General features: G+C 72.4%; 24 protein-coding genes. 10 read left to right on the forward strand and 14 right to left on the reverse strand.

Going from position 1 to position 22,049, the window contains the following annotated elements:
- Nucleotides 1-46: 46 nt before the first annotated feature.
- From ACH34R_RS00530 to ACH34R_RS00550, 5 genes are all read right to left on the reverse strand, one after another.
- A complete protein-coding gene (locus ACH34R_RS00530) occupies nucleotides 47-787 on the reverse strand; it encodes a lysophospholipid acyltransferase family protein (RefSeq protein ID WP_397559299.1) in 741 nt (246 codons plus the stop codon).
- A gap of 51 nt (nucleotides 788-838) precedes the next feature.
- Nucleotides 839-1,999, reverse strand: coding sequence for a cytochrome P450 (locus tag ACH34R_RS00535; protein WP_397559300.1), 1,161 nt, complete (start codon nucleotides 1,997-1,999; stop codon nucleotides 839-841).
- A 191-nt stretch (nucleotides 2,000-2,190) separates the two neighbouring features.
- A complete protein-coding gene (locus ACH34R_RS00540; protein WP_397559301.1) occupies nucleotides 2,191-2,715 on the reverse strand; it encodes a GNAT family N-acetyltransferase in 525 nt (174 codons plus the stop codon).
- 97 nt (nucleotides 2,716-2,812) lie between these two features.
- The gene (locus ACH34R_RS00545) at nucleotides 2,813-4,441 is read right to left on the reverse strand and encodes a thiamine pyrophosphate-binding protein (protein ID WP_397559302.1); all 1,629 of its coding nucleotides are present in this window, start codon (nucleotides 4,439-4,441) and stop codon (nucleotides 2,813-2,815) included.
- The gene (locus ACH34R_RS00550; RefSeq protein ID WP_397559303.1) at nucleotides 4,438-5,223 is read right to left on the reverse strand and encodes a cyclase family protein; all 786 of its coding nucleotides are present in this window, start codon (nucleotides 5,221-5,223) and stop codon (nucleotides 4,438-4,440) included. The genes ACH34R_RS00545 and ACH34R_RS00550 overlap by 4 nt, the downstream gene beginning before the upstream one ends.
- A gap of 112 nt (nucleotides 5,224-5,335) precedes the next feature.
- On the opposite strand from ACH34R_RS00550, the gene dhaK reads away from it, so the two are divergent.
- The 3 genes from dhaK to dhaM are packed head-to-tail and all read left to right on the forward strand — an operon-like array spanning nucleotide 5,336 to nucleotide 7,365.
- Complete coding sequence (gene dhaK, locus ACH34R_RS00555; RefSeq protein WP_397559304.1) at nucleotides 5,336-6,328, forward strand: dihydroxyacetone kinase subunit DhaK; 993 nt, start codon at nucleotides 5,336-5,338, stop codon at nucleotides 6,326-6,328.
- A 12-nt stretch (nucleotides 6,329-6,340) separates the two neighbouring features.
- The gene (gene dhaL, locus ACH34R_RS00560) at nucleotides 6,341-6,973 is read left to right on the forward strand and encodes a dihydroxyacetone kinase subunit DhaL (protein ID WP_397559305.1); all 633 of its coding nucleotides are present in this window, start codon (nucleotides 6,341-6,343) and stop codon (nucleotides 6,971-6,973) included.
- Complete coding sequence (gene dhaM, locus ACH34R_RS00565; RefSeq protein ID WP_397559306.1) at nucleotides 6,970-7,365, forward strand: dihydroxyacetone kinase phosphoryl donor subunit DhaM; 396 nt, start codon at nucleotides 6,970-6,972, stop codon at nucleotides 7,363-7,365. The genes dhaL and dhaM overlap by 4 nt, the downstream gene beginning before the upstream one ends.
- Nucleotides 7,366-8,175: 810 nt before the next feature.
- On the opposite strand, the gene ACH34R_RS00570 is transcribed toward dhaM, so the two are convergent.
- From ACH34R_RS00570 to ACH34R_RS00580, 3 genes are all read right to left on the reverse strand, one after another.
- Nucleotides 8,176-8,517: a hypothetical protein gene (locus ACH34R_RS00570; RefSeq protein WP_397559307.1), complete on the reverse strand. Its 342-nt coding sequence runs from the start codon at nucleotides 8,515-8,517 to the stop codon at nucleotides 8,176-8,178.
- A gap of 299 nt (nucleotides 8,518-8,816) precedes the next feature.
- Nucleotides 8,817-10,229 carry a hypothetical protein gene (locus ACH34R_RS00575; protein ID WP_397559308.1) on the reverse strand — a complete coding sequence of 471 codons (1,413 nt, stop codon included), beginning with the start codon at nucleotides 10,227-10,229 and terminating at the stop codon, nucleotides 8,817-8,819.
- 121 nt (nucleotides 10,230-10,350) lie between these two features.
- Nucleotides 10,351-10,605 (reverse strand): Smr/MutS family protein, encoded by a 255-nt coding sequence (locus tag ACH34R_RS00580; RefSeq protein ID WP_113980633.1) that lies wholly within the window; start codon nucleotides 10,603-10,605, stop codon nucleotides 10,351-10,353.
- A 98-nt stretch (nucleotides 10,606-10,703) separates the two neighbouring features.
- Here ACH34R_RS00580 and ACH34R_RS00585 point away from each other — a divergent pair, with 98 nt between their 5' ends.
- Genes ACH34R_RS00585 through ACH34R_RS00605 form a run of 5 tightly spaced genes read left to right on the forward strand, consistent with a single transcriptional unit; the run spans nucleotide 10,704 to nucleotide 15,660 of the window.
- Complete coding sequence (locus tag ACH34R_RS00585; protein ID WP_397559309.1) at nucleotides 10,704-12,257, forward strand: ABC transporter substrate-binding protein; 1,554 nt, start codon at nucleotides 10,704-10,706, stop codon at nucleotides 12,255-12,257.
- On the forward strand, nucleotides 12,254-13,234 hold the full coding sequence (locus ACH34R_RS00590; protein ID WP_397559310.1) for an ABC transporter permease: 981 nt from the start codon (nucleotides 12,254-12,256) through the stop codon (nucleotides 13,232-13,234). Before ACH34R_RS00585 ends, ACH34R_RS00590 begins: the two co-directional genes overlap by 4 nt.
- Nucleotides 13,234-14,046 carry an ABC transporter permease gene (locus ACH34R_RS00595; RefSeq protein ID WP_111168730.1) on the forward strand — a complete coding sequence of 271 codons (813 nt, stop codon included), beginning with the start codon at nucleotides 13,234-13,236 and terminating at the stop codon, nucleotides 14,044-14,046. The genes ACH34R_RS00590 and ACH34R_RS00595 overlap by 1 nt, the downstream gene beginning before the upstream one ends.
- Complete coding sequence (locus tag ACH34R_RS00600) at nucleotides 14,043-14,981, forward strand: ABC transporter ATP-binding protein (RefSeq protein ID WP_397559311.1); 939 nt, start codon at nucleotides 14,043-14,045, stop codon at nucleotides 14,979-14,981. Before ACH34R_RS00595 ends, ACH34R_RS00600 begins: the two co-directional genes overlap by 4 nt.
- Entirely contained in the window at nucleotides 14,974-15,660 is a 687-nt protein-coding gene (locus tag ACH34R_RS00605; protein WP_397559312.1) for an ABC transporter ATP-binding protein, read from the forward strand. The genes ACH34R_RS00600 and ACH34R_RS00605 overlap by 8 nt, the downstream gene beginning before the upstream one ends.
- 55 nt (nucleotides 15,661-15,715) lie before the next feature.
- Here the strand turns inward: ACH34R_RS00605 and ACH34R_RS00610 are convergent, their stop codons facing one another.
- The gene (locus ACH34R_RS00610) at nucleotides 15,716-16,708 is read right to left on the reverse strand and encodes a hypothetical protein (RefSeq protein ID WP_397559313.1); all 993 of its coding nucleotides are present in this window, start codon (nucleotides 16,706-16,708) and stop codon (nucleotides 15,716-15,718) included.
- 279 nt (nucleotides 16,709-16,987) lie between these two features.
- Nucleotides 16,988-17,416 (reverse strand): CBS domain-containing protein, encoded by a 429-nt coding sequence (locus ACH34R_RS00615; protein ID WP_397559314.1) that lies wholly within the window; start codon nucleotides 17,414-17,416, stop codon nucleotides 16,988-16,990.
- A 517-nt stretch (nucleotides 17,417-17,933) separates the two neighbouring features.
- On the opposite strand from ACH34R_RS00615, the gene ACH34R_RS00620 reads away from it, so the two are divergent.
- Complete coding sequence (locus ACH34R_RS00620) at nucleotides 17,934-18,266, forward strand: hypothetical protein (RefSeq protein ID WP_397559315.1); 333 nt, start codon at nucleotides 17,934-17,936, stop codon at nucleotides 18,264-18,266.
- 166 nt (nucleotides 18,267-18,432) lie between these two features.
- On the opposite strand, the gene ACH34R_RS00625 is transcribed toward ACH34R_RS00620, so the two are convergent.
- The 3 genes from ACH34R_RS00625 to ACH34R_RS00635 form a co-directional block, all read right to left on the reverse strand.
- Entirely contained in the window at nucleotides 18,433-18,843 is a 411-nt protein-coding gene (locus tag ACH34R_RS00625; protein WP_397559316.1) for a hypothetical protein, read from the reverse strand.
- Between the two features lie 59 nt (nucleotides 18,844-18,902).
- Nucleotides 18,903-19,808 carry a sigma-70 family RNA polymerase sigma factor gene (locus ACH34R_RS00630; RefSeq protein ID WP_397559317.1) on the reverse strand — a complete coding sequence of 302 codons (906 nt, stop codon included), beginning with the start codon at nucleotides 19,806-19,808 and terminating at the stop codon, nucleotides 18,903-18,905.
- Nucleotides 19,809-20,331: 523 nt separating this feature from the next.
- On the reverse strand, nucleotides 20,332-20,742 hold the full coding sequence (locus ACH34R_RS00635) for a PPOX class F420-dependent oxidoreductase (protein ID WP_397559318.1): 411 nt from the start codon (nucleotides 20,740-20,742) through the stop codon (nucleotides 20,332-20,334).
- Nucleotides 20,743-20,826: 84 nt separating this feature from the next.
- On the opposite strand from ACH34R_RS00635, the gene ACH34R_RS00640 reads away from it, so the two are divergent.
- On the forward strand, nucleotides 20,827-21,222 hold the full coding sequence (locus ACH34R_RS00640; protein ID WP_397559319.1) for a winged helix-turn-helix transcriptional regulator: 396 nt from the start codon (nucleotides 20,827-20,829) through the stop codon (nucleotides 21,220-21,222).
- 13 nt (nucleotides 21,223-21,235) lie between these two features.
- On the opposite strand, the gene ACH34R_RS00645 is transcribed toward ACH34R_RS00640, so the two are convergent.
- Nucleotides 21,236-21,970, reverse strand: coding sequence for a hypothetical protein (locus ACH34R_RS00645; protein ID WP_397559320.1), 735 nt, complete (start codon nucleotides 21,968-21,970; stop codon nucleotides 21,236-21,238).
- Nucleotides 21,971-22,049 lie beyond the last annotated feature (79 nt).

Below are 22,049 nucleotides of genomic sequence, written 5' to 3' on the forward strand. Positions count from 1 at the left end.
TGTCACGCGAGCACCACGGGTAACAGGGATCACACCTGTCGCACGCTCAGTCGCCGGACTTGGCGGCCTCCGCCTCGTCCATCGCGGCGGCCTCCTCCGGGGTGGGCGCGCTGCCGCCGAGGTGGCGGGGCTGCCACCAGACCCCTGGCGGGATCTCCGGGTAGGTGCGCTGGGCGCGGTCGAGGAGTTCGGTCAGCCGGGCGCTCAGCTCGTCGGTACGGGCCGCCATGTCGTCGCCGCGCTTGGGGTGGATGGGCTCGCCCACCAGGATCGTGATGGGGACGTGCCGCTGCAGCAGGTTGCGCGGACGGCCCTTGGTCCACAGCCGCTGGGTGCCCCACAGCCCGACCGGGATCATCGGCACGCCGGTGGCCGCGGCCATCCTGATCGCACCGTTCTTGATCTCCTTGACCGTGAACGACCTGCTGATCGTGCCCTCCGCGAACACCCCGACGACCTCGCCCGCCTTGAGCGCGCGCAGCGAGGCCGCGTAGGAGCCCGCGCCCGCCGCGCGATCGACCGGGATGTGGTGCATGCCGCGCATCAGCGGCCCGGAGATCCGGTGGTCGAAGACCTCTTTCTTGGCCAGGAACCGGACCAGCCGCCGCGACCGGCGGGCCCCCATGCCGGCGAAGATGAAGTCGAGATAGCTGATGTGGTTGCTCACCAGCACCGCGCCGCCCTGCCGGGGCACGTGGTCCGCGCCCTCGATGTGGAGCTTGAGGTCGAGGGCGCGGAACAGGGTCATCGCCGTCAAGATGACCGGCGGATACACGATCTCCGACATGGAGCAACCGTAACCTACGGCAACGTATCCGCGGGCACACGGCAGGCAGGGTCAGCGGGGCGTCACCGTGGTCGGCAGGGTGGTGAAGCCCCGGACGTTGCCCATGTGGGAGCGGCGCAGCCCGGAGGGGTCGATCTCGTAGTCCGCGACGGCGGCGACCAGCTCCTCCAGGGCGATCCGGGCCTCCATGCGGCCGAGGCTCGCGCCCATGCAGTAGTGCCGGCCGCCGCTGAAGCTCACCAGTTCGCTGGTGTCCCTGCTCAGGTCGTAGCGGTCGGGGTCGGGAAAGACGCGCGGGTCGCGGTTGGCCGCGGCGATGATGAGCCACATGCGCGACCCGGCGGGGACGCGCGTGCCGTGCAGTTCGGTGTCCTCGGTCAGCAGGCGGGCGACGCCGACCGCGGGCGGGTCGTAGCGCAGGCTCTCCTCGATCCAGCCGGGCACGTCACCGCCGAACGCGATCTTCCGCTGATCGGGGTGCCGCCAGGCCCAGTACCAGGCGTGGCCGAGCAGGTTGGTGGTGGTCTCGCTGCCGGCCGCCAGCAGGACGAACAGGATCGGCACGATCTGCTCGTCGGGCAGACTCGCGGTGAGCACCGAGATCATGTCGTCGGCGGGCTCGGCCCGGCGGCGCGCGATCAGCCCGCTGTAGTACTCCAGCAGCGCGGCCCCCGCCGCCGCGCCGTCGGCGGTGACCTCCTGGGTGCGGTCCTCGCGGTGCAGCGAGCGGGCGGCCAGCCTGCGCACCTCGTCGCGGTCGGACTCCGGCACGCCGACCAGCTCGGAGACGACGTCGAGGGGGACGCGGGCGGCGAAGTCCTCGATGAAGTCGAACGCGCCGCGCTCCAGCGCCTCCGCGAGGTGGCGGCGGGCGATCTCACGGACGCGCGGCTCCATGGCGGCGACGCGGCGGGCGGTGAAGCCCCGGGAGACCGGCGTGCGCAGCTCCGTGTGCCTGGGCGGGTCCATCGCGACGAAGGACAGCGCGGCCGAGGCGTCGGGGCCCCACGGCGGCCGGTCCAGCAGCGGGCCGTGTGAACTGGAGTAGCGGGCATGGTCGGCCAGCGCCGCCGTCACGTCGGCGTGCCTGCTCAGCGCCCAGAAGTCGTCCTCTTCGTTGTGGTAGAGAGGCGCTTCTTCCAGGAGGCCGGCATAGGCCGGAAACGGGTCGTCGTGGATCGCGTAATCGAACGGGCTGTACTTTACCCCCATGTGCACTACTCCCTAGCGAAAAAGCGCATCGACCAGGCGAGCCTAGCCGGGCATCTCCAGAGATGCGATACTTGACAAGCCCGCTGACCACATGATGTCAAATCGACCAGGGGACGGCGAGGCCCGCACGGAGGCCCTACCGGGCCGGGGCTCCGGGCCCGCCGCCCGCCGAATCGGATGACGTGGTCTCCTCACCCGGCCGTATTCCATTCTTCACGCAGAATGGAATAGAGGATCTGGTCGTGCCATTCTCCCATCCGCCACTGCGCCCGGCGGATGACCCCTTCGCGCTGGAATCCGATTTTTTCGAGCACGCGCTGCTCGGCGAGGTTCTTCACGTCCGTGCCCGCTTGGATGCGGTGTACGGGCGTGTGCGCGAACAGATAGCCGACGAGGTCGCGCTGGGCGGCGGTCCCGACGCCCTTGCCGCGGAACGCCGAAATGATCAGGATGCCGAACTCCCAGCTCCACGAGGTGGCCCGCGGGCCCCAGAAGCGCTTGTTCCAGCTCACCCAGCCGGCGAAGGCGCCGTCGGCCTCGACGATCAGCCCGTCGTCGTCGGGGCCCAGGTAGCCGCCGGCCGCGACCTTCTCCCTGATGTGCTGAAGGTTGCGGTGGCCGAACCACTGGAGTTCGCCGGTGCCTTCCGGCGAGGAGAGGACCTCTTCCATACGCGCCACATCCGATTCCCGCAGCGGACGTAGTTCGACGTTCATCGGGATGGATTCACTCCTTGTCGAAACGACACGGCCCGGCGGGTCGCCGCCCGCCGGGCCTTGGGGGGTTTCCGCGATTTCAGCGGCTTCAGCGGTTTCAGTGGCCGCGGAACGCCTCCTCCAGCCACCAGGCCGCCGGGCCTGAGGCGATCTTCGCGTGGACGAGCAGCGGGCGGTCGCGCGGGCCCGTCACCCATTCGGCCAGGGCGGCGAGGTCGGCGGGCTCGCGTACGGTGACCCCCGCGCAGCCATGGCCGCGGGCGATGGCGGCCAGGTCGGTGGGCGGGAAGGTCACGGTGTCGAGCGGGTGGCCCTCGGGGCCGAAGTGGTGCACCTCCGCGCCGTACGCCTCGTCGTCGTAGACGACGATCACCATCGGCAGGCCGAGGCGCACCACCGTCTCCAGCTCCGAAAGGCCCATCAGCGCGCCGCCGTCGCCGAGCGCCGCGACCGGCAGCCGGTGCGGCTGGGCCAGGGCCGCCCCGATCGCCGTGGCGAGGCCCAGGCCGACGGCCTGGAACGCCTGGGTGAAGCAGAATCCCCGCTCGTCCGGCACCGAAAGGTACATCGACGGATAGCCCATGAAATTTCCTGAATCAACGGCGACCACCCGTTCCCGGGGCAGCATGTCGTCCAGTTCCGCCGTCAGGGTCCGCGGGTCGATCCGCCCGTCGCCACCGGCGTCCTTGTACGGCACGTCGCGCCAGTGGATCTCCCGCTCGATCCGCTCGGCCAGCCCCGGCGACCGGTACCCGGGCCGCGCCCCCGGCAGGCGCGCGGCGGTGAGCGTCGCGGTCTCGCGGACGTCGCCCACGACGCCGAGATCGACGCCGCGGTGCCGGCCGATGGCGGCCCGCTCGATGTCCACCTGGACGACCGTCGTGCGCGGGCCGATCAGCGCGCCGTGCCGGGTGGTCCACATGTTCAGGCCGCAGCCCCAGGACACCAGCAGGTCGGCCCCGCGGATCAGTTCGGCGGCGAGGGGCGAGGCGAAGCCGCCGCTGACGTCGAGGTCCCACGGGTCGCCCCGGAACAGGCCCCTGGCCACCGCGGAGGTGGACAGCAGCGCCCCGGTCCGGCCGGCCAGCGCGACCAGGGCGTCGCGGGCGTGCCGCGCGCCCCGCCCGGCCACGAACACCGGGCGGCGCGCCGCGGCCAGCGCGTCCGCCAGCGCGGCGACCTGATCCGGGCACGGCGGTGCGTCGTCGGGCGGAGGGCCGGGCGCCGGTGGCGCGGCCTGCCGTACGGGCAGCGCCTGGACGTCCAGCGGCAGGTTGAGCAGCACCGTACGGCGGTCGCGCAGCGCCAGGCGGGCGGCCTGCGCCGCGTCGGCCACCGCCGACTCCGCCGACCGGACCCGCGCCGCGACCGCCCCCACCGCCGCCACCATGGCCGCCTGGTCGATGTGGAAGTTGGAGGCGGCCTCGGTGGCCTCCCCGGCCAGCACCAGCAGCGGAGTGCGGCTCTTGGCCGCCTCGGCGATGCCGGTCATCGCGTTGGTCAGCCCCGGCCCCTGGTGGACGCTGAGCACGCCCAGGCCGCCGCCGACCCGGGCGTAGGCGTCGGCCATGGTCGCCGCGCCGCCCTCGTGCCGCGCCGCGACGTAGCGGGCCCCCGCCGCCACCAGGGCGTTCGTCACATGGAAGTTGCCGCTGCCCACCACGCCGAAGACGGTGTCCACGCCCAGCCCGGCGAGCGCCCGCCCGACGGCCTCGGCGACGATCAACGCGACTCCCCCGCGCCGCCCGCGGACTCCACCAGCGCCAGGACGCGTACCGGGCTGCCGGACCCGCCGGTGATGGGCAGCGGCGGGGCCACCACGACCGAACCGGTGGCCGGCAGCCGGTCCAGGTTGCGAAGCTGGGTCAGGCCGTACTTGCCCGCGCCGAGCAGGAACGAATGGCACGGGAAGGGCGGATCGAAGGAGTGCGCCGCGCCCGCGTCGGTGCCGACGGTCTCCACGCCAAGCCCGCCGATCGGCGTCCGCTCGGCCAGCCACCTGGCGCACTCGGCGGAGATGCCCGGCGCGTGCCCGCCGTTCAGGAACGCCTCCTGGTCACCGGCCCGGACGTCCCAGCCGGTCCGGTAGAGCAGCCAGCCGCCCTCGGGCAGCGGGCCGTGCTGCTTCTCCCAGGCGGCGACGTGGTCGATCTGGAGCAGGAAGTCGGGGTCGCGGGCGGCCTCGGCGGAGAAGTCCAGGACCACGGCGGGGGCGATCAGCCGGTTCACCGGCACCTGGGAGACGTCCTGGCCGTCCTTGGCGGTGACCCAGTGGACGGGCGCGTCGAAGTGGGTGCCGGTGTGCTCGCCGGTGTGGATGTCGTTCCAGTACCACGCGGGACCGCGGTCGTCGTAGCGGCTGATCTCCTCCAGCCGGAAACCGATCGTGTTGGCGAACGGCTCGGGCAGCCGCAGCACCGGCGTCGCGGGCGAAAGGGGCGCGGTGAGGTCGATCACCTCTACCCCGCCGTCGCCGATGGCCTCTACCAGGCTCTTGAGTACCGACATCGCCGCCTCCTTGCGCGGAACGTTCCGATACGCACATCGTGACACGGTTGCGCGATGACGCCTGCGGGCACAGGGTGGTCGGTGAGGCAGCATCCCCGGACGAGGGAGCCCGATGAAAAAGATCATCAATGCCGTGGACACCGTGGTGACCGACGCGCTCACCGGCCTCGCCGCCGCCCACCCCGAGTTGCGCGTCGACCTGGACACCCGCGTCGTCTACCGCGCGAACGCCCCGAGGCCGGGCAAGGTGGGCCTGGTCTCCGGCGGCGGTTCGGGCCACGAGCCGCTGCACGCCGGGTTCGTGGGATACGGCATGCTCGACGCGGCCTGCCCAGGAGAGATCTTCACCTCCCCCGTGCCCGACCAGATCGTCGAGGCCACGACCGCGGTCAGCGGCGGCGCGGGCGTGCTGCACATCGTCAAGAACTACACGGGCGACGTGCTCAACTTCGAGATGGCCGCCGAGTTGTGCGCCGACGAGGGCGTCGAGGTCGCCCGCGTGCTGGTCGATGACGACGTGGCGGTACGCGACTCGCTCTACACCGCCGGGCGCAGGGGCACCGGCGCGACGCTGTTCGTGGAGAAGATCGCCGGGGCGCTGGCCGAGGAGGGCGCGCCGCTCGCCGAGGTGGCCGCGATCGGGAACGAGGTCAACGCGCGCAGCCGCTCGTTCGGGGTGGCGCTGTCGTCCTGTACCACGCCCGCCGCCGGCAAGCCGACCTTCGAGCTGGCCGAGGGCGAGGTCGAACTGGGCATCGGCATCCACGGCGAGCCGGGCCGCTCCCGCGCGCCCGCGGGCACCGCCCGGGAGCTGGTGCGGGTGGCGATGGACGCCCTCCAGGCCCACCTGCCGCTGTCGGGCGACACGCTGGTGCTGGTCAACGGCATGGGCGGCACCCCGTTGATCGAGCTGTACATCGCCTTCGCGGAGGTGGACGCCTACCTGCGCGAGCACGGCGCGACCGCGGCCCGCAGCCTGGTCGGAAACTACGTGACAAGCCTGGACATGCAGGGCTTCTCGGTCAGCGTCTGCACGCTGACCGACGAACTCACCCGGTTGTGGGACGCGCCCGTGCGGACGCCCGGGCTGCGCTGGGGACTCTGAGGAGGCGCGCCGGTGAACACGGCGTTCATCACCGACTGGATCGATGAGATCACCCGGCTGGTCGCCGCCGAACGCGAGCACCTGACCGCCCTGGACGCGGCGATCGGCGACGCCGACCACGGGGCCAACCTGGATCGCGGCTTCACCGCGGTGCGCACGGCGCTGTCCGCCCGGCCGCCGGGCACGCCCGGCGGCGCGCTCGTACTGCTCGGCGGCACCCTGATCCGCAAGGTCGGCGGGGCGTCCGGCCCCCTGTTCGGGACCTTCTTCCGGCAGGCGGGCAAGACCCTCGGCGACTCCCCCGAGGTGAGCCCGGCCGAACTGGCGGCGGCGCTCGCGGACGGGCTCGCCGCGGTACGCGCGCTCGGGTCGGCGGAGGAGGGCGACAAGACCATGGTCGACGCCCTGATCCCGGCGGTACGGGCCCTGGAGCAGGCGGTCCAGGACGGCGCGGGCAGGCGCAAGGCGTTCGACGCGGCGGCCCGCGCGGCCGAGGAGGGGGCCAGGGCCACGGTCCCGCTGCGCGCCCGCAAGGGCCGGGCCAGCTACCTCGGCGAACGCAGCATGGGCCATCTCGACCCCGGTGCGGCCTCCAGCGCCCTGATCATGCGCGCCCTGCACATCTCGGCGAGCGGTTCGCGATGAGCGCGGCGAGCGTGCCCATGGTGGGGATCGTGCTGGTGTCGCACAGCGCGGGGCTGGCGGAGGCGGCGGCGGCGATGGCCGCGCAGATCTGCGGCGGCGAGGTCACGGTGGCCGCGGCCGGAGGCGACGAGGACGGCGGGCTGGGCACCAGCGCCGACCGCATCGCCGCCGCGATCGAGAAGGCGGACCGGGGCGGCGGCGTGGTGCTCATCCCCGACCTCGGAAGCTCGGTCCTGACCGCGCGGCTGATGGAGGAGCGCGGCTCCGTCGTGGTGGCCGACGCCCCGTTCGTGGAGGGCGCGGTGGCCGCGGCGGCCACGGCGGGCGGCGGGGGCGCGCTCGCCGACGTCCTGGCGGCGGCCGAGGAGGCCCGGGGCTTCCGCAAGCTCTGACCGCCGGTCTCCTGGGGCCGGGGACATATTGATCAAATTGCCGGCCGGATTCGGCGAACAAACCCGCCATCGCCCGCGTCGAACCATATGTAAGCCGGCAGGGGGTGAGAGTGACCTACAGGGGGCGATTCGGATGGCCGAGCGGGAGCCGACCGGTTCGGATGGGTTCACCGGGGGACGGGGGAGTCCCTCCCGGAAGCAGACGGGGGACCGGCTGCGAGCACACCAACGGCGATCGGACGCGAGGCGGCGAATGACGCCGATCGGCCGCTGATCGACCACGACCGGCCTTCGCCGCCGGTACGGGCGACAAGCGGACCACATCATCGGCCCACGGCCGCACCAGGCCGTGGGACCCGCTGGGCGCACGCGCCACGCGGTACGGCAGGGCCGGCGAAGACGCCCTGCCCCGGCGGCGCACTCACCACCACAGCCTGCCAAGGGGGCGGCCCGCGGGCATGAGCCGTCGCGGCCTTCGGGCGCGACCGCCATCGCCGCGGACGACCCTCCACCCGAACGTGCCGGTTTCCGGCGACCCCGGAATCCGCACGCCAACTCTACCGAACATGCGATCTATAACAACGAGCAAAACAAGGGGTAGCACGTGAGCATCACGGGGGAATCCGTACAGAGGCAGTGGTACACCGAGGCGGTGTCACCGGGCACCCGCGGCACCCGCTCCACGAGCTGGACCATGCGGGGGACACGCGTGACCTGCCACACCGGCACGGCATCAGGCACCAGGGTGACCGCCGGCGCCCCCCGGTCCACCAGTTGGACGATGGCATCCACGAGCTGGACCAGGCACCGTCAGGGCACCCGCGTCACCTGCGGCGGCACCCGCTCCACGAGCTGGACCATGCGGGGAACGCGCATGACCTGCCACACCGGCACGGCATCAGGCACCAGGGTGACCGCCGGCGCACCCCGGTCCACGAGCTGGACCATGCGGGGAACACGCGTGACCTGCCGGAACACCATGGCGTCGGGTACCCGGGTCACCTGCGGGGGCACCAGGGTCACCCGGCACGCCGGTGACCACGGGCGGCTCGCCACGACGCGCGGCGTCGTCGCGGCCGGGTAGTCACCGGCGGCTCGGCCGGGCGCCCGGCCGCGGGCCGTCCCACCGCCGGGCGCCCGCCGAGCGCACACCCGAAGGCAAGACCGGACTCCGGCCGCGGCACGGCCGACGCGCGAACCGGCCGCGGCGGGGTCCCGCAGATGAGAATCGGCATTCGCCGACACCGACCGGGCCGGACCACAGATCCGGTGCACCGGTGACGTGGCCAGGTCCGTTCCGCGGGGGCACGGACACGCCCGGCGACGGTGCCGGCGAGAGGCAGCCGACGAAAACGGGGCTGGACCCACCGCACATCCGGCGGGCCCAGCCCCATCGTTTCGACCACCCGGCACCGGCGGCCGGGAATGCCCGGCCGCCCGGCGCAGTATGGTCAGGAACCCGATCCGGCCGATCCGGGCGTCCCGCACGGGACGGAGCCGGTGACGGCGAGCCGGTGGTCCTGGCCGGCCGCGCGCAGTGCGGCGCGGTCGGCGGGCCCGGCGAGGGCCCCATAGGTGGACGGATGCAGCCTGGCCGCGTCCGAGGTGCCGTTTCCGCTGTTCAGAACGCCGATCAGGTACCAGTGATGGTGCCCTTCCGGACGGCATTCGGCGCTGCGCGGCAAGGGACGCAGCCAGCCCTTCTCCTCTTCCACCCAGACCGGCGGCGGGCCGATGGCCGGGCCGGGATGATGGTGGTGCGGCCAGCGGGTGATCCATGGGCCGCCGCTGTTACCGGCCGCCACACGGCAGTTGCGGGTGGTCAGCAGGCTGTTGTCGTCCCGGTGGTTCCGGTCGGTGACGTGGGCGTCGCAACGGTACAGAAGGTCCCCGCTGTACGGTCCCTCCTGCGGATACCCCAGGTTGATCACCGGCGGGAACTTCGCGCCGGACCTGCTGATGTGCGGGATGAATCCGCCCACCACGTTCTCCACCCGGCGGCCCCGGTCGTCGGGGGCCAGCGCGACCAGCCCGATGTCCACGTTGAACCCGGCGTTCGCGTCGAGGTAACGGCGCGGGATGAACGACTGCGTCGCCGCCCACCGGCCGAAGGGCTTCTCCACCCTGCCGCCCGACTCCCGGTAGGCCGGGACGAACAGCACGCGGCTCGACCAGGTGGTCCCGTTGATCAGGCAGTGCGCCGCCGTGCTGATCACGTTGCGGCTCTGCGACTTGACCACGCTGGCGGTGCAGCTCTCGTCCCGGTCATCGACCTCGTCGAAGAAGAACAGCTTCCCGGTGATGCGCGACCGTGAGTCCCGGGAGTACGGCGTGGGCCAGGGCGCGTACCCCCGGCTGTCGCCGCCCTTGGTGAGGACTCTGGTCCTCGGATCTTCGGCCGCCGGCTGCGCGAGGCTCACCGAGCGCGCCCGGGCCTGCCGCCCGGACTCCTCCCGGCTCGCGGGGCCGCGTGCGGGCCTGGTCCGGTCCTGCCGCCCGGCGGGCGAACCGGCCCGGTCCGGACGCTCGGCGCCCGGTTCCCGGTGCCGGGGCCGTTGCGCGGGCGGATCGTCGTGTCCCGGCCGCCCGGAGGACGCCGGGGCGGTCGCCCTGGACTGGCCGTTGATGGGCGGTTCGTTGGTGACCGCGGCCAGGCGGGCGTCCGTCCAGTAGGCCAGGGTCGCGTCGGCGTCCTGTACCGGGGAGGCCGCGACCTTGCCGTCCCCTGGGGGCCGTTCGAGCCGGGCGTCTCCGCGCGCGCCCGCCTGCCCCGTGACCATCAGCACGGCCGCGAGCGCGGTCGTACCGATCATTGTTATCTGCCCCATACGCTGCTCCAGCGACTCGTTCACGACACTCGTCACGAACAGCGCATCATTCACCTGGATTCACAGACGTGACACCAGGCCACCACATATGTGGCCGTTACCCAGCTTTTCCCGCCGCATGGCCTTCCGCCCGGCGCGCGGCCCCCGGGGAGCCCGGTCAGCGGTGGCGGAAGTAGACGAACAGCCGGCCGTGGTTCTTGGAGTCCTTGTCGATGCGGTGGTACAGGGCCTTGATCTCCTTCTGGTCCAGGAAGCGCAGGACCTTCTTCTTCAACTGCCCCGACCCCTTGCCAGGAATGATCTCGACCTCGGTCGCCTTCTTGCGGATGGCCTCGTCGATGATGCCGCGCAGCGCCTTGTCGATCTCGCCGCCCCGGTTGTAGATCGGGTGGAGATCCAGCTTCAGCTTCACGGGAGGAGTCTACGCGGACCCCCCAGTTGCGACTTGTTTGCAACTGCGAACGATCCTGGTTAGGGTCCGATTTGATCGCACCTCGGAGGTTATCTGTAATGAAGCGCCTGATCGCGCTGTCTGTCGCGTTCGGCATGCTTACCGCCGCCGCCTGCTCCGCACCCAAAGGCCCCGCCGCACCGGCCGGCAAGGCCGACGACGGCACGTTCGTCATCGGGATGAGCTCTGAGTTCGACAACCTGAGCCCCGTGCTCGGCTACTCCCCCGACGGCGGGTCGATGATGTTCGACGGCCTGATGACCCGCTCCCCCGACCTCACCCTCAAGCCCTCCCTCGCCACCGCGCCCCCGGAGATCTCCGAGGACGGCAAGACCGTCACGTTCACCCTGCGCCAAGGTGTGAAGTTCCACAACGGCAAGCCGCTCACCAGCGAAGACGTCGAGTACACCTACGAGGCGCTGCTCGACCCCAAGAACAACTCCCCGATCAGGGGCGACTACGCGGCGATCAAGGAGGTGGCGGCCCCCGACCCGGCCAAGGTCGTGTTCCGGCTGCACCACCCCTACGCCCCGCTCCCCCAGCGCACCACGCTCGGCATCGTGCCCAAGGGGACGCTGGAGAAGACCAGGCCCGTGGGCAGCGGGCCGTACAAGTTCGTGTCCTGGACTCCCGGCGACAAGGTCGTACTGGAGGCGAACAAGGACTACTGGGGCGGCGCTCCGGCGATCTCCCGGCTCGTGCTCGCGTTCGCGCCCGACGACAACGTCCGGGCGACGCGGCTGCGGGCCGGGGAGTTCGACGCGACCGTGCTGCCGCCCAAGGCCGCGGCCGGGTTCCGCGGGCAGCAGGGGCTGACCGTGTACGACGCCCACTCCGCCGACTACCGCGGCATCTCCTGGCCGATGAAGGAAGCGGTGACCGGCGACAAGGCCATCCGCCAGGCGGTCGACCTGGCCATCGACCGGCAGGCGATCGTGGACGCGATCCTGGCCGGTGCGGGCACCCCGGCGTACGGGCCCATCTCGCCGGACACCGCCTGGCACAACCCCGAGGTGACCGGCAGGACCGACCAGGAGGCCGCCAAGCGGCTGCTGGACGAGGCCGGGTACAAGCCGGGCGCCGACGGGATCAGGGCGAAGGACGGCCGCAGGGCGGAGTTCACGCTCATGTACCCCGCGGGCGACTCACTGCGCAAGGAACTGGCGCTGGCCGTCGCCTCCGACGCCAAGAAGATCGGCATCGCGGTGGAGCCGGCCGGCCTGGACTGGGACGCCATCGAGCCGCGCATGGCCAAGGACGCGCTGATCATGGGCTATGGCAGCCCGTACGACCCCGACTACATCAACTACGAGATGTTCCACTCCAAGTACGCCGGAGAGGGATTCTTCAACCCGGGCCACTACAACAACCCGAAGGTGAACGAACTGCTCGACCAGGGCCGTGAGTCCGCCGACGACGCGGTGCGCAAGCAGGCGTACCGCGACTTCCAGAAGATCATCCACGACGACCAGGCGTGGACCTACATCGTGTTCCTCAAGCACGTCTACGTGGTCCGCGGCCAGTACACGGGGATCACCCCGGGCGTGGACGCGCACGAGCACGCCACCGGCGGGCTGTTCGCGACGATCCACACCTGGAGACCGGCCGCGTGAGAGCCGTCCTGCGGATGGTCGCCTGGCGGGTCGCGTTCGCCGTCCCGCTGCTGGTGATCGTCACCATCGTGATGTTCGCCCTCGCCCAGGCCTCGCCGTTCGACCCCGTGCGGCAGTACCTGGGCGACCGGGCGCTGGTCACCTCCCCGGAGATCCTTGACCAGATCAGGGCGAACTGGGGGCTGGACCGGCCGGTCCACGAGCAGTTCGCCGCGTGGTTCGGCAATCTGGTCAGCGGCGACCTCGGCGAGTCCCGGTCCTTCCACCGGCCGGTGGCCGAGGTCATCGGCGAACGGCTGGGCTGGACCCTGCTGGCCACCGGTTCGGCCATGGTGCTGATGTTCGCCGCCTCCCTGGTGATCGGCACGATCGCGGCCTGGCGGCGCGGATCGTGGCTGGACCGGCTGATCGTCGGCGGGGCCTTCGCCAACGAGGCCGCCCCGGTGTTCTGGCTCGCCCTGCTGGCGATCTCGGTGTTCGCGGTGACGCTCGGCTGGCTGCCCGCGGGCGGCCTCACCGACGCCGCCTCCACCTCGATCACGTTCGGCGACGTGGCCGCGCACATGGTGCTGCCCGTGGTGGTGCTCGCCGTGTCGCAGTCGTCGTGGCTGATCCTGTACGTACGCGAGTCGGTGATCGGCACCCTGCGCGAGGACTTCGTGGTCGGCGCCCGGGCGCGCGGCCTGCGCGAGCGCACGATCCTCGTGCGGCACGCCCTGCGCTCGGCGCTGCTGCCGTTCCTGACCCTGCTCGGGGCCCGGATGCCCGAACTGGTGACCGGCGCGATCCTGGTGGAGACCGTGTTCTCCTGGCCGGGCGTGGCCGGCACGTCGGTCCAGGCGGCGCTGGCCGTGGACTTCCCGCTGCTGGCCGCGCTGACCCTGCTCGGCACCGTGGCGGTGCTGGCCGGCAACCTGCTCGCCGACATCGCCTACACGGTCGCCGACCCCCGGGTCCGCACGCTGGGGGTGGGCTGATGCCGGTACGTCTCTCGCTCGCCGCGCTCGCCGTCCTGGCCCTGGCCGTCGCGCTGGTCCCGCCGATCGTGCAACTGGACCAGAGCCTGGTGGACCTGCGCGCGGCCGGGCAGCCGCCGTCCCTGTCCCACCTGTTCGGCACCGACGAGGTGGGCCGCGACCTGCTGGTCAGGTCCATCTACGGGCTGCGCGTCTCCTTCCTGGTCGGCCTGGTGGCCGCGCTGGTCAGCATGGTCATCGGCGGCCTGGTCGGGCTGGCCGCGGGCAGCCTGGGCGGCCTGGCCGACCGGCTGCTGATGCGCGTGGTGGACGGCTTCAACGCGCTGCCGCACCTGCTGTTCGGCATCTTCATCGTGGCGCTGTTCGCGCCGAGCCCGGCCGCCGTGGTGGTCTCGGTCGGCGTCACGCACTGGACGACGGCCGCCCGGATCGTCCGCTCGGAGGTGCTGTCGCTGCGTTCGCGCCCGTTCGTGGAGGCGGCGATCTCCGGCGGGGCGAGCCGTACCAGGGTCGTGCGCAGGCACCTGCTGCCGCACCTGTTCCCCCACCTGCTGCTGGCGACGGTGCTGATGGTGCCGCACGCCATCTGGCACGAGACCGCGCTCAGCTTCCTCGGGCTGGGCCTGCCGCCGCACCTGGCCTCGCTGGGCAACATGATCAGCGACGGGCAGCGCTCGCTGCTCACCGGCGCCTGGTGGCCGAGCCTGGTGCCCGGCCTGTTCATCCTGGTGCCCACGCTGGCCGTGGCGGTGCTCTCACAACGGCTGCGCGACCGGCTGAACCCCAGGCAGCGATCGGAGCTGGAGCTTTGACCACTCAAGGGCGGCTGCTGCGCGCCGAAGGGCTGACGGTGACCTTCCGCATCCCCGGCGGGACGGTGCGCGCGGTCAGCGACGCCAACTTCACGGTACGGCCGGGCCGCTGCCTGGCCCTGGTCGGGGAGTCCGGGTGCGGCAAGTCGGTGCTGGCGCACGCGCTGCTCGGGCTGCTGCCGGGCAACGCCACCGTGTCCGGCGCGGCCTGGCTGGAAGGCGACGGGGAGCCGGTCGAACTGCTCTCCGCGCCGCCCGCCGTACTGGCCGGGCGGGTCAGGGGGCGGCGGATCGGGCTGATCCCGCAGAGCCCGGCGACGCACCTCACCCCCGTGCGCACCGCGCGGGCGCAGCTCACCGAGGCGCTGCGCGAACTGGGCTCCGCGCAGCGCGCCGATGAGCTGGTGATGCGGTACGGCCTGCGCCCCGCCGACCTGGACCGCTACCCGCACGAGCTGTCCGGGGGGATGGCCCAGCGGGTGGCCAACGCGATGGCGCTGGCCGGGGACCCGTGGCTGGTACTCGCCGACGAGCCGACCAGCGGGCTGGACCGGCCGCTGGTCGAGAAGGCCATGGGCACGCTGCGCGAGTTGTGCGATGAGGGCCGCGCGGTGCTGTTGATCACGCATGACCTGCGGGCGGCCGAACAGGTGGCCGATGACATCGCCGTGATGTACGCCAGCCGGCTGGTGGAGCAGGGCCCGGCCGCCCGGGTGTTCGCCCGGCCCCGCCATCCGTACACCGCGGGCCTGCTCGCCGCCCAGCCGGACCGGGAGTTCGCGCCGATCCCCGGCCTGCCGCCGGAACTGACCAGGCTGCCGGAGGGCTGCGCGTTCCGCCCCCGCTGTCCCCGCGCCGACGACGCGTGCGCCGCGCTGCCCGCCTTCGGCGGCGGCGTGGCCTGCCATCACCCGCTGGAGACCGCCGATGCTTGAGGCCAAGGACGTCACCGTCGCCTACCAGCGCAAGGTCGTGCTCGCCGGAGTGTCGCTGGCGGTCGAGCCGGGCCTGGTGACCGCGCTGTCCGGGCCGAGCGGCTGCGGCAAGTCCACCCTGGCCAGGGTGCTCGCGCTGATGCTGCGGCCACGGTCCGGGCAGGTCAGTGTGGACGGCGTCACCGTACGGGGGTGGCGGCAGCGGGCGGATCGGCGGCTGCGCACCAGCGTGGCCCTGATCTACCAGTCGCCCCGTCAGGCCGTCGATCCGCGCCTGACGCTCACCGAGGTGATCGCCGAGCCGCTGGCGGCCAACGGCCGCCCGGACCCCGAACGGGTACGCGCGCTCGCCCGCGAGACCGGCCTGACCGAAGACCTGCTGACCCGCCGCTCGCACGAGGTGTCGGAGGGACAGCTCCAGCGCGCGTGCCTGGCCAGGGCGCTGAGCCTGGAACCGCGCTACCTGATCTGCGACGAGATGACGACGATGCTGGACGCGTCCACGCAGGCCCTGCTGGTGGGAGTGGTGGACGCCTACCGCGAACGGACCGGGGCCGGAGTGCTGGCCATCAGCCACGACACCGTGCTGCTCGACCGCTGGGCGGACCGGGTGATCGACTTCACCGGGCCGCGCGTCCCGGCGGCCCCCGCCACGGCGGCGAGCACGCCGGACGCGTGAGCGGGGCCCGGTCCACCGGGCCCCGCTCGATCGCCTGTCCTCGGCCGGGCCGACTTCAGAAGAGCCAGTCCAGCAGGCCGCCGTTCTCCTTCTCTTTTTCCTTCTCCGGCGGCTCGGGCGGCGGCGCCTGAGTCTTGCTGGGCGGAGGCAGCGGCACGGAGGTCGTGGTCTTCGGCTTGGGCGCCGAGCTGTCCTGCGGCCTGGGGCGCTCCTGCTGCTCCTGCTCGGGCTTCGGAGCCTGAGGAGTCCGGCCGGTGCGGGTCGGCGACGGCCGGGCCTCGCTCGTCCGCGTGGGCTCGGCGGCGGTGGGCTGGGTGGCCACCTGCTCCGCGCTTCGCGTGGGGGAGGTCGCCGACACCTCGGAGGTGGGCGTGACCGCGGACTCCAGCGGCTCCTCGGTCTCCTCCAGCGTCGGCTCGGCGCTGGCGGCGGGCGCCGCCGTGGTGGGCGCGGGACGCCCCACGGACGCACAGGTCGCGGCACTGGTGCAGGAATCGGAGGAGTCGCCGAGCGAGGCGAACAGCATCCAGCCGCCGGCGGTGGCCGCCACCACGGCCGCCGCGGCGACCATCAGCAGGCCCTTGCCCCGGCGCGGGCGCTCCTCGTCCTCCGCGGGGTCCGGTTCGTCGTAGTCGTGCTGGTGGCGGACACCCGCGCCGAGGAATCCCCGCCGTTCCTCGGTTCCCGCGCCGTCCTCGCCGGGCTCCCAGTCGTCGGCGTGGTGGGTCTTCTCCCACTCCCTGGGCTGCTCGGAGCCGTCGTCCCAGCGTTCGCCCTCGGTCCATTCACGGTCGTCCGACATGAGCCTCGGGTCGAGGGCCATGTGGACGCCGGTCTTGATGTGGAGGTTGTCATCGGACTCGGGCGCGGGCTCCTCGTCGGCGTCCGAGTCCCATCCGTCCGACAGCACGTCGCCGTCGCCGCGCTCCGGGGAGCCCGCGGCTTCGGCCGACCAGTCAGGGTCGAGAGCGCCGGTCTGCTCCCAGATCTCCTCATGGTCAGGCTCGCGGTGACCGCCGTACGACGGATCTTGCGATCCGCGGCTCATGGTGACCCCTTCTGTCAGAAATCTTGGCCGCGTATCTTCATAGCAGTTCCCACACTGACATGTCGGGAAAATCCACAACCTTAACCACTTAGATCACATCAGTCACGAAAAATCCGACATCTAGGGCTGTCCGCCCCTTGTTCGGACCGCTCCAGGCCGCCGCCGGGCGGCCGGCCCTGCGCCAAAAAGCGGAAAGGACCGGCCGAATCCGGCAAATCCGGACAACTTGACTACACCGAACGGCTCTTGATGACTCTCCGTGAAGGATTCGCCCGGCGCTCAGCGGTGGATGTACTCCACCAGGTGGGCCTTCTCGGTCTCCAGTTCCTCGATCGCGCTCTTCACCACGTCGCCGATGCTGACCAGGCCGGCCAGCCGCCCGCCGTTCAGCACGGGCACGTGCCGGATGCGGTGCGTGGTCATGGTGCGCCGCAACTCGTCGACGTTGGCGTCCGGCGGGCAGGTGCGGACCTCGGTGGTCATGATCGCCGAGACCGGGGCGTCGAGCACTTCCGCCCCTTGCTCGTTGAGCCGCCTGACCACGTCGCGCTCGGACACGATGCCGTCGATGGTGGCACCGTCCTCCGACACCACGACGGCTCCGATGTTCTGTTCGGCCAGCACCGCCAGCAGCCGCCGCACGCTGGCATCGGGTGGTACGGTCGCCACCGCCGTGCCCTTGTTCCGCAGGATCGCGTCTATCAGCATCGACATCACCTCCGCAGGTAACCGTCTCAATCCCCCGCGCCGGCCCGTCGTACGCGTCCGCGGTCACGCGCGCCATGGCCAATACAAGGCAACATGCCGTGCCCACACCCCGTCAAGGGCTGACCGGAACATCTTCGCCCAGGTCACCGCCGACGCAAGCGCTTTCCACCGCAATTTCGGTCCGAATGGGGGCAGGGCCCCGGTCGCGAATCGGCGCGGCGTTCCGCGAGGTCCGGAGAGGGCACGGCCGGGCGGCGCACGGCCGAAACCCGGCGGGTCCTTTCCGGGCGGCGGGGGCGCGGAATGGCACGTTCCTGACCGGGCGACGACAACGGGCAAAGCTGGGATGAAAGGCTCGCCTCGGCCATTGCATAGGAAGGTTTCCTATTTAATACTGCGATCAGCACAGCGTATCGACTCGCAGCATCCCATCCTTCGCCCCAGCGGCCGGCTTTCGCGATGCCCGCCCGCGCCCCCTTCCGGCGTCATTCGCCGCATCCCCATCTGGAGGTCCGCCATGCCCGGACGCACCCGCACACTCGCCGCGATCGCCGTCACGGCCCTCGCCTGCCTCGGTACGGTCGCCGTCTCGGCCGCCCCCGCGCAGGCGGCCGTCGAGGTCGTCTACAGCCCGCTCTCCCTCGGCGACTACTGCGCCGCGAAGGTCAACTCCTCCTCCACCATCGGCTTCTACAACGGCGGCCTGAGCTGCTACCGCTGGGGCACGCCCAACCTCGTCTACGCGGGCAGCGGAAGCGCCTCGGCGGCCTGCGTCCACTTCGACCCCAGCCGCACCTACCTGAGCCACTCCCAGGGCGTCAGCCAGGCCCTCATCTGTAAGTACGCCTGACCCACAGCACTACTGCGGCCGGGCGGCCGTCCCCACCCGGGGACGCCGGCCGGCCCCACTCGACCTCGGACATACCACCACGATGGACATGCGGCCACAGACGACCAGGCCCCCTGCCCGGCCCGTACCCGCCTTGGGCATGGGGCCGGGCCGGGCCCGGCGGCGCTTACGGTGGGCCGGTGCGGATCAGTTTCCTGGTGTCGTCGTGGAGGGCCTGGAGGGTGGCGGCCAGTTCGGCGAGGCGGGAGCACAGGGCCAGGGCGCGGCCGTAGCGCTGGTCGCTCCAGGCCATTTCGTCACCGGCGTCGAGGCCGAGCCGGTGTTCGATGTCCCGGCCGATCTCGTCGGCCCACAGCAGGCCGATCTCGTAGGCGGCCCGCACGCCGCGGGCCGCGGTGGCGAGCGCGTCATCGAACGCGGCGGTCACCGAGGGCGGGTCGCCACCGGCCGCGGCGGGCGTCACGAGCGGGTCCTCGCGCGCGTGCTCACCCGGCTCGCGGCGTTCGCCGTGTTCGCCGTACTCATCGTGCTCATCGTGCTCGGGCCGTGCGCCGCTGCCGGGATCGGCCGGGGCCATGGGCACCTCTCCTCGTCGGTCGATAGGGGAACGCGCGATGGCGGTGTCCGCGCCGTACCTCATGCCCGGCCCGCCCGCGGGCCCGCGTCGTCCGGACGCCGGTCGTCCAGCAGCCCGAGATCGCGCCGCACCCGCTTGCGCGCGTGGTAGAGGTTCACCCGCGCGGTGTTGGCGCTCAGGCCCAGCAGGCGGGCGATCTGCGCGGGGGTGTACCCGCGGCGGCTGAGCCGGAGCACCTCCTTCTGGCGGGGCGGCAGCCCGGCCAGCGCCCGGTCCTCGGACGGCGGCGGCGCGGCCGGGGCGGGACAGACCGGCACGGGCCCGGCGTGGCGGGTCTCGGCCTGCTCGGCGCGGCGCTCCGCCTGCTCCGCCGCCATCTCCGCGGCCATCTGGCCGACCAGGGCGGCGCGCAGCCGCTCGGTCCCCTCCCGGGCATGGACCTTGACCAGCGAACGGCTCATCCGCAGATCCCGGGCGATCTCGCTGTCGGAGTAGCCGTCCATCCGCAGCGCCATCACCGCCCGCACCTCGGACGGCAGGTCGCGGACCCAGCCGACCAGCCGGTGCCGCTGGACGGTCAGGTCGGCCATCTCGTCGCCGCGCTCGCCGCTCGCCGAGGAGACCAGGTCGAGTTCGCCGGGGCCGCCGATGGGCACCTCGCGGCGGCGGTCCATGTCGGACTTCCAGGCGCGCCGCCGGGCCACCGTCTGCGCCCAGGCCGCCGGGCGGTCCGGGAGCCTGCCCAGCCGGTGGGCGGTGAGCAGGGCCAGCAGCACCTCCTGGGCGATGTCCTCACTGTCGGCCCCGTAGGAGTCGGCGAGGCCGCACACGGTGAAGCGGACCGCCCGCCGTACGTCCCGGACGGCCGAGAGCGGCAGCGTCGGGGAGGCCACCGGAGAGGACGCGGTGGCGTCGAGTGGCACCGGCCCGTCGCCGTCCGAGCCGGCCATCGCGGACGGGGTCATCTGCGATCCCCCACCGTCCGCCGCGCGGCGGCGCGGGTGGCGAGGGCGTGCCCGTACGGCGGGCATGGCTCAATGAGCATCTGCACTTCCCTTCGATGGGAGGCCCCGCCCGGCCCGCTCCGGCCAAAGATGTGAGACGGACGAGGTCCTCGGAACTCTGCCTGTCGGCGAGTCTCCCGCGAAACACCGCGCCTTACCAGCGGGAATGCCGTTTCGCAGCCCGGTATATCCACCTTGTGCCAGCGTGAGATATGTCACAAAGGCTCGTACCTCTTGCTTTTAATGAGGCCGCAGGATTTGCGACACTAACCGGTGGCAACCAACTTGCATGCATCGGGTAGTACGTTTCTCACTCCGCGTGTCAGTTCGGTTCGCGATGGGAGGTCCCGTCCGTCCCGCTCCGGCCAAAGATGTGAGGCGGGCGAGGTCCTCGGCCGACCGCGCGCCCCCACGGCGCGCGGCGAAAGGGCCCGGCCGCCACTACCGGCGGCCGGGCCCTTTCCATGCGATCGGTCCCCGGCGGCTAACCGAAGGACGCGTGGAAGACCTTCTGCGGGGTCACCCTGACGATCAGGCGGAGTACGTCGGCGGGCTCCGGTGGGGGGTCCTCGCCCACGTACTTGTGCGACAGAGTGCCGCCGAGGGTCTTGCCCGGGTCCTCCAGCAGTTCGGCGGTGCCGCGGATCTCCGCGTAGTTGTACGGATCGCCCATCTCGAAGATCGACAGGCTGATCCGCGGGTCGGCGGCCAGATTGCGTGCCTTGCGGCGGCGTTCGGTGGTGGTGAACAACACGGCCCCGCCCTCCCGCATGACCCACACGACCGACGTGTGCGGGCTGCCGTCCGGGTTGAGCGTGGCGACGGTGGCGAAGTTCCGGCCGTCGAGCAGCCGGCGTGTCGCCTCGTTCATCGTGGCGGGCATGGTGACGGGCACCTGGGTCCCCTTCCCCCTTGGGACAAGTTCTGTTCCAGGGGCCATCATTTGTTACGGAGGGCGTACGCGGAAGGAGGCAGTTTCATGTCACAACGGCACACGGATGTGACCGGGCACGTCGATGAGGGGCAGGCGTGCGCGATCCTCGACGTGCTCAACCGGGTCAGCGGCAAGTGGAGCATCGCCGTGCTGATCCGGACAGCGGGCGGGCCGGTGCGCTTCACCGAGCTGGAACGGTCGATCGAGGGCATCAGCCGGCGCATGCTCACCCTGACCCTGCGCAACCTGGAACGCGACGGGCTGATCACGCGCACGGTCTACCCGACGGTGCCGGCCAAGGTGGAGTACACCGCCACGGAGATGGCCCGCGAGCTCTATGACCACCTGGTGGGGCTCACCGCCTGGGCCGAACGGCACGGCCCCGCCGTGGTCGCCTCCCGCGCCGCCTACGACCGCGCCGCCGCCGCTCCCGCCACCTGATCGGCGCCGGCGGTCAGCGGGTACGGCGGGGCGGACCGGGGCAGCGGGCGCGGACCGCCGTGGCGCGCCGGACCTGCGGCTTGCGGCGGTGTGCCGCCGGGCCGTTCATGACGGGCCTGCGCGACAGCCAGGACGCGCCCCCGAGGAACACGCCGGTGGCCGCCAGGGCGATCATCACCAGCGCCCACGCCCCCTCGCTCCCGGCCGAATCCGTGCCGCCGAGCCCGCCGTCGACCCCGGTCAGCGCCGTCCCGCCGCCCCGCAGAGACTCGCCGCCCCGCAGAGACTCGCCGGGCCGCTCGGCGCCGGCCTCGCCGGTGTGCGGGGACGCCACCGGAACCTCTTCCTGCCGCCCCGGCGGGCCCACGCCCTGCGGCACCGGCGCGGCGGCGGGTTCTCCACCGGGTGGCGCGGTGCGTACCGGGTCGGCCTTCCGCTGCCCGCTCGCCCCGCCGGAGCGCTTCTCCCCGGCGGCGGCCGTACCGGACGGCCTGGCGGCCCCGCGCCGGACCGCCCTGCCCTCCGCGCGCGTCACCGGGCGGTACCGTGGCCGCCGGGCCTCGTCCTCGTCCCCGTCATCGTCGTCATCGCCGCCGCCGTCATCGTCGTCGTCAGCGAGTATTGCGGGCACGGCGGGCACGGCCCCCGGTACGCCCCGTACGCCCCCGGTCGCCGCGCCGGTGACCCCCCAGCCCAGAGCGAGCATCAGCGAGACGGCCAGCAGGAGCCGCAGTAGTCGCCTGAGCATGCCCGCCTCCCCTCGCTGCCTCCCCCGGCCGTGTCCCACGATCGCCGCGCCGCATTGGGGCACCGTGAGCATCGAATGA

Origin of the sequence: Spongiactinospora sp. 9N601 (assembly GCF_044326295.1) — a bacterium.
Taxonomy (GTDB): domain Bacteria; phylum Actinomycetota; class Actinomycetes; order Streptosporangiales; family Streptosporangiaceae; genus Spongiactinospora; species Spongiactinospora gelatinilytica.